The organism is Halomonas sp. DP4Y7-1 (assembly GCF_019800705.1).
Classification (GTDB): domain Bacteria; phylum Pseudomonadota; class Gammaproteobacteria; order Pseudomonadales; family Halomonadaceae; genus Halomonas; species Halomonas litopenaei_A.
In genome coordinates this window covers 622803-634600 of sequence record NZ_JAHVKS010000002.1, presented here as the reverse complement: position 1 = coordinate 634600, position 11798 = coordinate 622803, and the positions used below count along the sequence as shown (strand labels likewise).

General features: G+C 59.8%; 11 protein-coding genes and 1 rRNA gene. 7 read left to right on the top strand and 5 right to left on the bottom strand.

The window, feature by feature from the left end; translation table 11 throughout:
- Positions 1 to 114: ribosomal RNA gene (rrf, locus tag KUV72_RS06395) — 5S ribosomal RNA — on the top strand; the annotation flags it as partial.
- A gap of 779 nt (positions 115 to 893) precedes the next feature.
- On the opposite strand, the gene KUV72_RS06390 is transcribed toward rrf, so the two are convergent.
- Together KUV72_RS06390 and KUV72_RS06385 are read right to left on the bottom strand one after the other, a co-directional pair.
- A complete protein-coding gene (locus KUV72_RS06390; protein WP_222237782.1) occupies positions 894 to 1451 on the bottom strand; it encodes a HutD family protein in 558 nt (185 codons plus the stop codon).
- A gap of 167 nt (positions 1452 to 1618) precedes the next feature.
- The gene (locus KUV72_RS06385) at positions 1619 to 3718 is read right to left on the bottom strand and encodes a TonB-dependent receptor family protein (protein WP_409995881.1); all 2100 of its coding nucleotides are present in this window, start codon (positions 3716 to 3718) and stop codon (positions 1619 to 1621) included.
- Between the two features lie 496 nt (positions 3719 to 4214).
- Between KUV72_RS06385 and KUV72_RS06380 the strand changes: the two genes are divergently transcribed.
- Genes KUV72_RS06380 through KUV72_RS06370 form a run of 3 tightly spaced genes read left to right on the top strand, consistent with a single transcriptional unit; the run spans position 4215 to position 7051 of the window.
- Positions 4215 to 5240, top strand: coding sequence for a TRAP transporter substrate-binding protein (locus KUV72_RS06380; RefSeq protein ID WP_206941763.1), 1026 nt, complete (start codon positions 4215 to 4217; stop codon positions 5238 to 5240).
- A 4-nt stretch (positions 5241 to 5244) separates the two neighbouring features.
- Complete coding sequence (locus KUV72_RS06375; protein ID WP_222237781.1) at positions 5245 to 5772, top strand: TRAP transporter small permease; 528 nt, start codon at positions 5245 to 5247, stop codon at positions 5770 to 5772.
- On the top strand, positions 5762 to 7051 hold the full coding sequence (locus KUV72_RS06370) for a TRAP transporter large permease (RefSeq protein ID WP_222237780.1): 1290 nt from the start codon (positions 5762 to 5764) through the stop codon (positions 7049 to 7051). The genes KUV72_RS06375 and KUV72_RS06370 overlap by 11 nt, the downstream gene beginning before the upstream one ends.
- A gap of 64 nt (positions 7052 to 7115) precedes the next feature.
- Here the strand turns inward: KUV72_RS06370 and KUV72_RS06365 are convergent, their stop codons facing one another.
- Entirely contained in the window at positions 7116 to 8036 is a 921-nt protein-coding gene (locus KUV72_RS06365) for a helix-turn-helix domain-containing protein (RefSeq protein ID WP_222237779.1), read from the bottom strand.
- Positions 8037 to 8278: 242 nt separating this feature from the next.
- Here KUV72_RS06365 and pobA point away from each other — a divergent pair, with 242 nt between their 5' ends.
- Positions 8279 to 9463, top strand: coding sequence for a 4-hydroxybenzoate 3-monooxygenase (gene pobA / locus KUV72_RS06360; protein WP_222237811.1), 1185 nt, complete (start codon positions 8279 to 8281; stop codon positions 9461 to 9463).
- Between the two features lie 100 nt (positions 9464 to 9563).
- Complete coding sequence (locus KUV72_RS06355; protein WP_206941755.1) at positions 9564 to 10355, top strand: ion transporter; 792 nt, start codon at positions 9564 to 9566, stop codon at positions 10353 to 10355.
- Positions 10356 to 10379: 24 nt separating this feature from the next.
- Here KUV72_RS06355 and KUV72_RS06350 read toward each other — a convergent pair whose 3' ends face one another.
- Positions 10380 to 10739 (bottom strand): hypothetical protein, encoded by a 360-nt coding sequence (locus KUV72_RS06350; protein WP_222237778.1) that lies wholly within the window; start codon positions 10737 to 10739, stop codon positions 10380 to 10382.
- Complete coding sequence (locus KUV72_RS06345; RefSeq protein WP_206941751.1) at positions 10729 to 11208, bottom strand: hypothetical protein; 480 nt, start codon at positions 11206 to 11208, stop codon at positions 10729 to 10731. The genes KUV72_RS06350 and KUV72_RS06345 overlap by 11 nt, the downstream gene beginning before the upstream one ends.
- 143 nt (positions 11209 to 11351) lie before the next feature.
- On the opposite strand from KUV72_RS06345, the gene KUV72_RS06340 reads away from it, so the two are divergent.
- Positions 11352 to 11753, top strand: a complete 402-nt coding sequence (locus KUV72_RS06340; RefSeq protein ID WP_242520766.1) for a PepSY domain-containing protein — start codon at positions 11352 to 11354, stop codon at positions 11751 to 11753.
- The last annotated feature ends 45 nt before the right edge of the window (positions 11754 to 11798 follow it).

The following is an 11798-nucleotide window of genomic DNA, read 5'->3' as shown; positions in this document are numbered from 1 at the left end:
TGACGACCATAGCGAGTGGGAACCACCTGATCCCTTGCCGAACTCAGAAGTGAAACCGCTCAGCGCCGATGGTAGTGTGGGGTCTCCCCATGCGAGAGTAGGTCATCGTCAGGCATTTATTCAGAAGAACCCCGATTATCGAGAGATGGTCGGGGTTTTTCGCATGCATGGGTCGACCCCGCTTTTTATGTGTGGGGCCGCACTGCGTGCGGTCCGGCCACTCGCAGGCTCGTGGCGTTCGCCACCCCTTGCAGCTTCGCTGCAAAAGCCAGGGTGGCTCACCCCCATGCGAGAGACATTGATATCTAAGCGTCATCGTCAGGCATTTATTCCGAAGAACCCCGATTATCGAGAGATGGTCGGGGTTTCTTTTTAAAAAGCCGCATGCATGGGCTCTTGATACGTTCAGCCGCTCTTTATTTGTGGGGCCACGCCGAATACCCCCTCGGCGTGGTCCGGCCTGGCCCTTTTCAAGGGTGGGCTCGTGGCGTTCGCCACCCCTTGCAGCTTCGCTGGAGCCATTGTAAAGAGCGCCAGGGTGGCTCACCCCCATGCAAGAGTTGCTGTAGCCACGGCGTTATCGTCAGGCATTTATTCAGAAAAACCCCGATTATCGAGAGATGGTCGGGGTTTCTTAATTTAAAAAGCCGCATGCATGGGCTCTTGATACGTTCAGCCGCTCTTTATTTGTGGGGCCACGCCGAATACCCCCTCGGCGTGGTCCGGCCTAAACCCTTTCCATCAAGTACACGTCGATGACGGGGCTCGGAGGATAGGAGAAATCCCGATGTTGAGGTTTTCTCGGAGAAGGAAGGACTATGTCGGGAAGGTCTATCCAGGGAAGGTCTATACAAGGTTCTATACAAGGTTCTATGCAAGGTTCTATGCAAGGTCTATGCGGTGAAGGTCGCAAGGATCAGGTCGGAGCTTTCCAGGGCGCGCAAGAATAATCGATCACCTGGCTCTACCATCAGCATGTCCTGGCAGTTGATGATGTCACCGTTGACCAGCTCGAGACGCCCCCGTTCCAGATAGATAGCGCGAACCAAGGCTTCCTCGCGAGATAGGTGAAGCGTTTCCCGTAGTGATAGATGTTGATGGCTGATGTACCCGCGATTGCCGTAGCGAAGGATCAGATTGAAATCCCGATAGAGGCCGAAGCTCTGGGTCTGCCATGCGCCGTCAAACGTGCTTGTCTGGAAGCGGCTCAGTCGGTCGCTACGCTGCCCTTGGTGTACCAGGTGTGCTTGCCCTTCCAATACCATCAGGTGGCGCTCGTAGCCAATCAAGGGGGTGAACATGCTTTCTTCACTTTCGACCGTCGCCGTGCTCAGGCGTATGTGAAAGTCGCGTCGTGCGTAGTCACTGCCCTCGGGAGCAATGAGCAGTTCTCTTGTTGTGCCGCCAGACCATAGCCGCATGGTCACTTCTGTGGAGCGTCGGATCAGCATGGGCGGTGGAACCAGCGCAAGCTGGACCTCTTGTGACGACGTATCACCTCATCGTCTCAGTGGCCTATGTTGATGTACTTGATCTGGCTCAATAGAGCATGAGGATTCGCTCGCTTCCCAAGGGGAAACGAGCGGATCGGCATGATTTCAGAAGATGCGCGGGAGGGTTAGAACGCCAGTTCTACACCGGCATAGACAGCACGGTCAGGTGCTGGCTCGAAGTAGCGGTCGTTGCTGGCATTGATGCGGACGTTGGCATAGTGATCTTCATCAAACAGATTGCGGATGCCGAGATACGTCGACAGTGTCTGCTCACTGCCCAGACGCCATCCCTTGCCAGCCCTTAGATTGGCTAGCCAGTAGCTGTCGACGTCGACGGTATTGGCGTTGTCCGCCACCATGTCTCCTACATACTGGGTTTCCAGGGTCGCGAAGGGGCTGGTGTCACGGTCGCTGGAGCCATACCAGGTCAGCTGGTTGACCCAGGTGGTCTCGGGCAGGCCTGGAAGTCGGTTGCCCTTCAGACCGGCCCCTCCCGCGCTATCAAATTCGTAGCGGGCGAGGGTCAGCGCGGTATACCACTCGAGGTGAGCAGATGGCGCCCAGCCAAGGGCGAGCTCGAGGCCTTCGCGACGGGTATCGCCGAGATTGCTGTAGAAGGTGCGGTCGCTTCCCTCGATCTCGTAAGGCACCAGTTCATCTTTCACCTCGATGGAGAACAAGGTGATGTCGTAGTCCAGGCCACTGGTCAGGGTGCCTCGCGCCCCCACTTCGCGACTCCAGCTCTGCTGTGGCTCCACGTCTGGATTGAAGCCTCCACCTGCTGGATTGGCAAACTCAGAGAAGGTAGGCGTCTCGAAGGCCGTCGAAGTATTGGCATACAGCTGGTGATTCGGGTGATAGCGATAGCTGATGCCGAGGCTGCCATTGGTATCCTCAAAGGTCCGTTGACCGCTCTGGTCGCCATCGCTGGTGAAATCGTCCTCGATGTCCAGCTCGACGCGGTCATGGCGAATACCGGCCGACAGGGTCCATTGCTCGTCGAGCGCAAGATCACCCTGAGCAAAGATTCCCAGGCTTTCGGCAGTCTGCGTCTCATCCGCCACCTCACCGGTAATCTCACCGCTGAAGGCTACCTCCTGCCGGTGTCGATCATCTTCCTGACGCGCGGCATCAACGCCGACCATGCCGTCCAGGGCCATGCCGCCAACATGAAAGCGCTGATGGTACTCCGCGCTACCGCCGAAGTACTGCCGACGGTAGTCAATCAAGCTGTCACCGGGATAGGGCAGCTGTTGCTCGAAGTCGCGCCAGGTGCTGAACCCTTTTATATACAGCTCACCGGGACCGAACCCCAGGTCTTGGTAGAGCAGCCCGAGGACCTGCTGATCCACGTCTTGTCCGGTGTCATATTCCTCGGTGAAGCGACCCGCTTGTCGGCGATCGGCATCCACCTGTTCCGCGGTCAGGGCTCCGGGATCTTCGGCGCGCGGATTGTCCAGCAGGTTGACGATCGCTGTCAGCCTTCGTTGATCGTCCAGCTCCAGCGAAACCTTGGTGTTGAGAAGGGTCTTTTCAGCGCGGCTATGGTCCCGGTAGCCCGCCAGCTCAAGACGCGACGCATTGATGTGATAGGCCCACTCGTCATGCGTGCCGCCCGTCGACACGGACTGCTTGTTGTAGCCGTCGCTGCCAACTCCGACGCGGATGCGGGTACGGTCATCGGATTTGCCATCGCGGGTGGTCACCGCAATGACACCCCCCGACGCATTACCGTACTGTACGGCAGAAGGGCCACGAATGACTTCGATGCGTTCTGCGCTATCCAGATCAATGGCATCCAGCTGCGCCTGACCATCGGGCAGGGTGTAGGGGATGCCATCCACCAGGACGGTGACGCCGCGCACGCCAAAAGGTGCGCGCGCGCCGAAACCGCGGATGGAGACCCTTGCGCCCTGTGCAAAGTTGTCGCGGTTCTGGATGAACACGCCGGGCACCCGCACCAGAGACTCATCGATCCGTACGCGCTGCTGTCCACGCTGGATCTCCTCTTCATCGACCACTGACATGGCCATGGGGGTCGTCAGCAGCTCGCGTGACAAACGCGAGGCCGTCACGGTCATCGTGGATCCGTTAGTGTGATCAGCCTGCGGTGCAGTGCTCTGTGACGTGGTTTGATCAGTGCTCTGAACAGCGGTGTCAGCCACGGCGGGTGAGGCCAGCAGCAGCATCAGGGGGAGGGAAATACCCGGGCGAGGGGGAGTCATGATCGTCCTTGAGGGGAGGGCTGTATCGTTTCAGCACACAATTTTAGTGAAGCCATCACCTAAGTACCACTTTCGCCCAAGGACTTTTGCTCAGGGGCTTTTTCTCAGGGGTGTTGGCTCCAGGGCTTTTACTTCAGGAATTTTGCTTTAGTGCTTGTGTTCCAGGGCTTCTATTCCGGAGCTTTTATTCCAAGCCCTGGGCGCCGGGTAGGCGGCCGGTGTTGATGTATGTATCGACGTCTATCGCTGCCGAGAGAGACAGCATGGGATACCTCCTGCCCGCGATACCGAGTGTCGAAAAGGTCGAGAGAAGCGTGGAGTCGCTGGGTCCTATACCAAAGTCGCTTTTCGTTCGCATTGCGGGTGGTTTACCTTCTTCAACTCAAATAACGAACGCATGTTCTCTATGCGAACATTGCCGTCATTGACGCCAGTGCAGGGAGCCACCTGTTGACGTCAGGCAGTGCCAATAACGACAACGACTGGAGGAACCCCGATGAAGACACCGCTCGCCTGCTTGATGGCAGCGTCGCTGACAGCTTTGGCATGTGCTCAGGCCCAGGCTGCGACGACACTGCGCATGGCGCACTTCTGGCCCGGGGCATCCGGTATCAATACGCAGATTTTCGAACAGTGGGCAAAGGCGGTCGAGGAGGATTCTGGCGGAGACCTGAAGGTGCAGCTGTTCCCTTCCGGCACGCTCGCCAAGGCCGATGATATCTATGAGGCGACGGTCAACGGTATCGCCGATATCGGCGCGACGGCCCAAGGGTACACGGCTGGGCGCTTTCCTCTGTCTCAGGTAGTGGAGCTTCCCGGTGTCTCCGACACTGCGGTACAAGGGTCGTGCATCTTGCAGACGCTCTATGACGACGGCCAGATTGCGAGCGAGTACGACGACACTCACGTACTGTTCATGTTCACCACGGGGCCGGGGTACATCCACACTGTCGACACCGACGTGCAAGCGCCCCAGGACCTCGCTGGGCTGCGCATTCGTCGTCCCACCGCGGTGGCGGGGGATATCCTGGAAAACATGGGGGCCAGCCCGGTAGCGATGCCAGCCCCGGACATCTACAGCTCGATGCAGCGCGGCGTGCTGGACGGCCTCAGCTTTCCCTGGGAGGGCATGAAGGGGTTTCGTATCAATGAGCTGGTGGAGTACCACACCCAGGTACCGTTCTATTCCCTGATTTTTGTTGCCACGATGAGTCAGCGCGCCTATGAGCGACTGACGCCGGAACAGCAGGCGGTCATCGATGACAACTCCGGCATGAAGTGGGCGACGAATGCGGGTCAGGTCTTCCATGCCATTGATGAAGTTGGCCATCAGGAGGCAGTGGATGCGGGGCACACCATCCGTGTGATCGACGCGCCTCTTGAGGATGCGGCTTGGGCGCCGCCCCTCGAGCAGGGCATCGACGACTATCTGAGTGGGTTGGAAGAGCGAGGCATCTCACAGGCCCAGGACGTGTATCAGGCGGCGCTTGCCGCACGAGACAGCTGTGGCTCGGTGGAGTGACATCATGCAGCGTTTGATGCTTGGTACCAGCCACTGGCTGGCGCTGCTGTGCCGTGGGCTTGGCGGTCTTTGTCTGGTACTGATGCTGGCCATCACCGTGGCGGATGTGGTCACACGCTATGCACAGCGCCTGTCGGACGGAGCCCTGTCACTCCAGGTCTTCGGCAGTGTCGAGATGGTCAGCTACCTGATGTTGTTTGCCCTGCTGGCGACCATGGCGGCCGCCGTCGAGAAAAGCCAGGTGGTGGTGGAGGCATTTTCTCATCGTCTGCCTGCGTCAATTACCGCGCGACTGCATGGCGGCTACCTGCTCGGCTTTGCACTGTTAGGCGCCGTATTGGCCAGCGGGCTGGTAGGCGCAGCCCACAGTGCGACAGAGTATGGCGAAGTCACTCAGGACCTGCGCCTACCGCTGGGGCCGATCTATCTGACAGCGGCCGTCTTGAGTGCCGTGATGGGCCTGCGCAGCCTGCTGGAGGGAATGCTGGCCATGATCACTGGCCGTGGAGGTGAGGTTTCCCATGGCGACTGAATGGATCGGAGCGATGGGCTTGGTGGTACTGCTGGGGCTGATGATCCTGCGGGTGCCGGTGGCCCTGGCCATGCTGGTGGTGGGAGTCGGTGGTTTCGCGGTCATCATCGATGCAGGCGCCGCTGTCTCCATGCTCAAGTCAGTGCCGGTGGAGGTGCTGTCCAACTACAGCTTCAGTGCGGTCCCCATGTTCATCCTGATGGGCGTATTGGCGGCGCACTCTGGTATGGCCGGCAAGTTGTTCCAGTCGACGCGGGTCATCTGTGGCGGCTGGAAAGGTGGCCTGGCCATCGCCGCAGTGGGGTCCTGCGGAGTGTTTTCGGCCATCTCCGGCTCATCCCTGGCAACGGCCAGTACCATGACCCGTGTGGCCTTGCCAGAGATGGAGCGCTACGGCTACCACCGAGGACTGGCCACTGGCGCGCTAGCGGCTGGGGGCACCTTGGGTATCATGATCCCTCCCAGCATTGCCCTGCTGATCTACGCCATTCTGACGGAACAGTCGGTGGGCGACATGTTCATGGCCGGCCTGATTCCAGGGCTACTAGGCCTGGTCCTCTACGCGCTCACCGTCAGCGTCGTCATGCGCGTGAAGCCTGGCCTGGCGGTGGCGGGAGAGCCGACTGGCTGGGCCGACAAGCTGGCATCGTTGGGAGGGCTGGTCCCTTTCTTTGGCGTCTTTCTGGTGATGATCCTCGGCATCTACCTGGGCGTCTTTACGCCGACAGAAGGCGCGAGCGTTGGCGCATTTGCCACCTTGCTGTATGCACTGGTCAAGGGCCTGCGTGGCGCCCAGCTGTGGGCAGCGGTTCAGGAAACGCTGGCGCTGTCCGCCGTGGTGTTCTTCATGCTGGTCGGGGCGGAGGCGCTGGGTTACTTCATTTCTCTGTCACGCATCTCGTTTTCGATCAGTGATGCGCTGTTTGCTCTGGAGCTGTCGCCCATCTGGGTGGTCCTGTGCATCTTGTTGATGTACTTCGTGCTGGGCATGTTCATGGACTCCATCGCCATGCTGGTCATCACGGTGCCTGTGGTGTTCCCGATCATTCAGGTACTGGGTATCGACCCGGTATGGTTTGGCATCATCACCGTGCTGACGGTAGAGCTTGGTTTGATCACCCCTCCGGTGGGCATGAACGTCTTCGTGATCAAGGCCATGGCGCCGCATGTCGGGTTGGGCGAGATCTTCCGTGGCGTGTCGCCCTTTATCGTGTCTGATCTGGTGCGCCTGGCCCTGCTGTTGCTGTTTCCCGTGCTGACGACGTTCTTTCTGATGTAGCCGCTGCCTTCCCATGACGGACAAGGGCCGCCTGCAGGCGGGCCTTGTCCGTCACGAGGCCCGCTCATACTTCTGGCGGCGGCGCTGCCCGCTGCTGTCGCTGACGAAAATCCTTGGGCGAGCAGCCCGTCAAGCGTTTGAAAAAACGTGAGAAATACGCCGGCTCTGAAAATCCCAGCCCATCAGCGACCTGGGCAATGGTCAGGTTGGTGTAGGTGAGTTCCCGCTTGGCCTCCAGTAGTACCCGCTCATGCATCAGCGCCTGTGCTCCGCGACCGGTAAGGCGCCGACACAAGGCATTGAGATGGGCGGCACTCACGGTGATGTCCGTGGCCAGCTCGGAGACCCTGGGTTGCTGGCGAAAGCGCTGCTCGACCAGCGCCTGGTAGCGCTGTAGATGAACGTGGCCCGGGTCTGGTTTTACCCCTGAGATGCGCTGAGAAGGTGGGGTGGCAGCGCGTGCTGCTTCCACCGTCAGTGCCTTGGTCAGTGCATCGAGCAGGACACTGCGGTCCCGTGCCGGCCGGCGGTACTCCGCATCGATATGATCCATCAACCCCACCAGACGCTTCCCCCCTGTGCCGAGGGGCGTTGCTCCTGCCCGGGTCCACACGCGGCTGGCCTCGGGGAGTTCGCGGCGCAGGTGGGCCAGCAAGGGCGCGGCCAGCGTCAGGATGTGCCCCTGAATCCCTGGCGAAAACGTAAAACCGTGGACGCTAAGGGCTGGTACCAGAATCATCAGCGGCGCCTGGCAGGACAGGCGCTTGCCCTCGAGTTCAAGCTCCACCTCCCCTGAGGTCAGCAGCAGCAGATGGCTCAGGTCACTGTGGCGATGGGGATGGATGCGCCAATCATGCAGGCGGCTGCGTTCAGCGATGGATTCGCAGTGAATCAAGTCAGGTGTTGGCCAGCCTTGATGCTCTCCATAAAGGCTAAACGTCGGAATCGGCAGGGGGAGCTCAGAGGTGGTTGACGGCGTCTGCATGGATCACCTCGCGACGGGGACAGCGCCCATCGACCAGAGTGGTCTGAAGTGCGCACCTGTACGACAAAAGTCAGATGAGCATCTTCGATAAGTCCAAGTAAAAGGGCTTTTCATGCCTTATTTGGCGGTGCTTTGGAGCGAAAAATATCATCACAACCATAACGTCTTCCAACCCCGCTGACGAGGCCACTGCCATGCTTGACTCGATGACTGCATCCGCCCACGAAGATATCGACGAGACGATGACGACCCAGGTGGCGATCATCGGAGCGGGTCCTTCGGGCTTGCTTCTCGGGCAATTGCTGGAGCGTGCTGGCATCGCTACCGTCATTCTCGAGCGCAAGAGCGGCGACTATGTATTGGGACGCATCCGTGCCGGTGTGCTGGAGCAGGGTATGGTTGACCTGTTGCGTGAGGCGGGTGTCAGTGAGCGGATGGAGGCCGAAGGGCTGCCCCATGAGGGCTTTGAGCTGGCCTTCGACAATCGCCGTGCGCGGGTGGACCTGGCGGCGTTGACTGGGGGACAGCGGGTCATGGTGTATGGCCAGACGGAGGTGACGCGAGACTTGATGGCGGCGCGTCAGGCGTCGGGCGCTACGACCTTCTACGAGGCAGACGAGGTGGCGCTGCACGACCTGGAGAGCGGCGCTCCTAGCGTGACCTTCATCCACCAGGGTAAGCGCTACCATCTGCACGCCCAGTATGTGGCTGGCTGCGATGGATACCATGGGGTGTCACGTCGCTCGATTCCTGACGAGCGATTGAAGACCTTCGAGCGGGTCTACCCCTTTGGCTGGCTCGGGCTGCTGTCCGATACTCCGCCGGTGACTCATGAGTTGATCTATGCACGCCATGAGCGGGGCTTTGCGCTGTGCAGCATGCGCTCGGTCCAGCGCAGCCGCTACTATCTCCAGGTATCACTGGATGACACGGTCGATGACTGGCCCGATGAGCGCTTCTGGCAGGAGTTGAAGCAACGCTTGCCGAGTGATGTCGCTCGACAGCTGGTCACGGGGCCCTCGATCGAGAAGAGCATTGCACCACTTCGCAGCTTTGTGGTGGAACCGATGCAATTTGGCCGCCTTTTCCTGGTGGGAGATGCGGCGCACATCGTTCCTCCTACCGGAGCCAAGGGGCTTAATCTGGCGGCGAGTGATGTCAGTACCCTGTACCGCCTGATGGTCAAGGTGTTCGAGGATGGCCGCACAGACCTGCTGGAGCGCTACTCGGAGGTTTGCCTCAGGCGTATCTGGAAAGCCGAGCGTTTTTCCTGGTGGATGACGTCGATGCTGCACCGCTTTAGTGATGAAGAGACTTTCGAGGAGCGCATGCAGCTGGCCGAACTCGATTACCTGACAGGGTCACGGGCAGGCTTGACCACGCTGGCTGAAAACTATGTGGGGTTGCCCTACGAAGCGCTGGAGTGAGTTGTCGTTGACGCCGAGGTGTTGCCGGCGGCCTTGCTGCTAGGCAGCCCGACATGCTTCGCGTAAGGTCAAGGATGACCCGTCCATCGACCCGAACACCATGAATCAAGAGCGTCTATCTCCGTTTCAGATCCTGATCCTGATCCTGTCCTTTTATGTTATTGGCGCCATGGCTGTGCAGGAGCTGCATGACCTGCCGCCGGAAGTCGATGATCTGATTTCCAAGCTGGACTTTGTTGTCTGTGGCTTCTTTCTCGCGGACTTTGTGATCCGTTTCAGCCAGGCAGACAGCAAATGGCGTTTCATGCGCTGGGGATGGATTGACCTGCTCGCCAGCATACCCGCCAGCTTCTTTATGGCAGGGCGACTGGTGCGGGTGGTGCAGGTGATCCGGATGCTGCGTGCGATCAAGTCGCTTAGCCTGATCTGGAATTTGCTGTTCCGCAACAAGGCCAAGGGGATCTTTGCCTCGGTGGCATCCGCGACGGTGCTGCTGCTGATCTTCGGCTCGGTAGTCATCCTGGTCGTCGAGGGACCAAATCCCGATAGCCAGATCAATACCGCTGAAGAAGCACTGTGGTGGGCGTTCGTGACGGTGACCACGGTAGGGTACGGCGACTTCTATCCGGTTACGACCCTGGGCCGTGTGGTGGCTGCCCTGTTGATGGTCGCGGGGGTCAGTCTGTTCGGTAGTTTCGCGGCGTATGTCGGTTCTCTGTTCATCGGCGACCAGGAAGACGAAACCAGCCGATTGCATCGGGCGCAGCGGGACATGTTGCGAGAGCTCGCTCGAGAAGTACGCGAACTTAAGACGGAAGTCGTGGCGTTGCGCCAAGAGCTGGCACAACGAGACGACCAGCGCGATACGCCCCGGGATGACGTCAGTCGCTGACGGTCCATCCAGGGGCGCCGTCTATCAGGATGACTTGACCTCGCATTGCCCCTCCCAGACTCGCGCTGAGTCGTGATGCGTGGCACGGCTGGTCATTCCGGGGGTGATGTCATCTGCATGGTCTGCGCGGTAGGTTTCCATGCGTTTTTTCATGCGGTGGCGGACGAAGGGCATCAGCGCCAGACCGACGAGACTCAAGGTCAGAGCCATCAGCGTCGCGAAGACCAGTGTGACCATGCCGATCAGACTGACCATTACGAGTCGCAGGCCGCTGGGGCGCTGCGCGGTTCGGGCTTGGCGAGCGCGCTGCTGCCATTGGGACGCCGCCCTCCAGGCGGCGTTCTGCTGGTATTCGTGGGTAAAGCGCGATTGATCAGTCGTCATGCTGAACTCCAGTGACATCGAAGGTATCTCGATCAAGACGAATCTCGATCTCCTGATGTTGGGCGTCGTAGCCTTCGATCTCGATATCGCCCATACGGTCGACATCCAAGGAGCCGAACAGTTCCAGGCCCGCCTGCTGTGCGGCGTCCAGGGCTTGGGAGACCTCGTCGCCACTCAGGCTCCACTCTGGGAGCTGACCCTCTCGCTGCTGCTCTCGCAGGATGCTGGCGTCGTCCAGCGACATATCGACATCAAGCCGCCAGCCGTCGTCACGCCAGCCTTCTGCCTCAAAGCGATGGCCATCGTCGACGCCGAGTTCGTCGTAGCTGGCGAAGCCGTATTCGCCGGTACTGGTCAGCAGCCGATCGAGCTCTTCGCGGCTGATGCCTCCGTCATCGGCCAGCGCCGAGGTGGCGAAAGCGCCGGTGAGGGTCAGGGCGGCCAGGCTGAGGGTAACTGTTCTGTTCATGTGCGGACTCCTTGCGCTGTTGAAGGTATGCTCACCACATGCTGCTGTCCGGTGAGTGAGGCCATCCTGTCACGGGCAACCTGTCACCAGCCTGACGTTGTCGTTCATGTTTCGTTCATCTCAGCTACTTCAGACTGTCTGTCATGAAATATGTAAAACACTCTTTAGTCGTCGCGCTGCTAGTGGCCAGCGCCCTGCAGCTGCCTTACCTGGCCCAGGTCGACGGCCTCCAGCATCTTGCACGCCAGTCGCTCGGCGTGGGCGACGCCATGGCTGATGACGACTGGCGTAACCTGCACCAGGAAGTTCGTGAGGGACGTCTGGTCGCACTGCCCACACTGCTGGACTGGCTGGATGAGCGCTACGACGGACAGGTGCTGGAAGTCGAGCTGGAGCGGGAAGATGGCGTAGCGATCTACGAGATCGAGATGGTCGGCGCCCAGGGACAGGTGGTCGAGTTTGAATTCGACGGTCGCAACGGTGAGCTGAAGGCGATTGAAGGGGTGGGCATCGACGCTATGAGACGTCAGCCTTCGGCACCTTAGCGCTCGCCTTTATCGAGCAATCACTTTTCTAGTGAGACCCTGTCG

What these genes read in the sequence shown, in the direction of transcription:
- KUV72_RS06390 (WP_222237782.1), bottom strand. Translation starts at nt 1,451, where the DNA reads ATGCTGATCCGACGCTCCACAGAAGTGACCATGCGGCTATGGTCTGGC.
- KUV72_RS06385 (WP_409995881.1), bottom strand. Translation starts at nt 3,718, where the DNA reads ATGACTCCCCCTCGCCCGGGTATTTCCCTCCCCCTGATGCTGCTGCTG.
- KUV72_RS06380 (WP_206941763.1), top strand. Translation starts at nt 4,215, where the DNA reads ATGAAGACACCGCTCGCCTGCTTGATGGCAGCGTCGCTGACAGCTTTG.
- KUV72_RS06375 (WP_222237781.1), top strand. Translation starts at nt 5,245, where the DNA reads ATGCAGCGTTTGATGCTTGGTACCAGCCACTGGCTGGCGCTGCTGTGC.
- KUV72_RS06370 (WP_222237780.1), top strand. Translation starts at nt 5,762, where the DNA reads ATGGCGACTGAATGGATCGGAGCGATGGGCTTGGTGGTACTGCTGGGG.
- KUV72_RS06365 (WP_222237779.1), bottom strand. Translation starts at nt 8,036, where the DNA reads ATGCAGACGCCGTCAACCACCTCTGAGCTCCCCCTGCCGATTCCGACG.
- pobA (WP_222237811.1), top strand. Translation starts at nt 8,279, where the DNA reads ATGACGACCCAGGTGGCGATCATCGGAGCGGGTCCTTCGGGCTTGCTT.
- KUV72_RS06355 (WP_206941755.1), top strand. Translation starts at nt 9,564, where the DNA reads ATGAATCAAGAGCGTCTATCTCCGTTTCAGATCCTGATCCTGATCCTG.
- KUV72_RS06350 (WP_222237778.1), bottom strand. Translation starts at nt 10,739, where the DNA reads ATGACGACTGATCAATCGCGCTTTACCCACGAATACCAGCAGAACGCC.
- KUV72_RS06345 (WP_206941751.1), bottom strand. Translation starts at nt 11,208, where the DNA reads ATGAACAGAACAGTTACCCTCAGCCTGGCCGCCCTGACCCTCACCGGC.
- KUV72_RS06340 (WP_242520766.1), top strand. Translation starts at nt 11,352, where the DNA reads ATGAAATATGTAAAACACTCTTTAGTCGTCGCGCTGCTAGTGGCCAGC.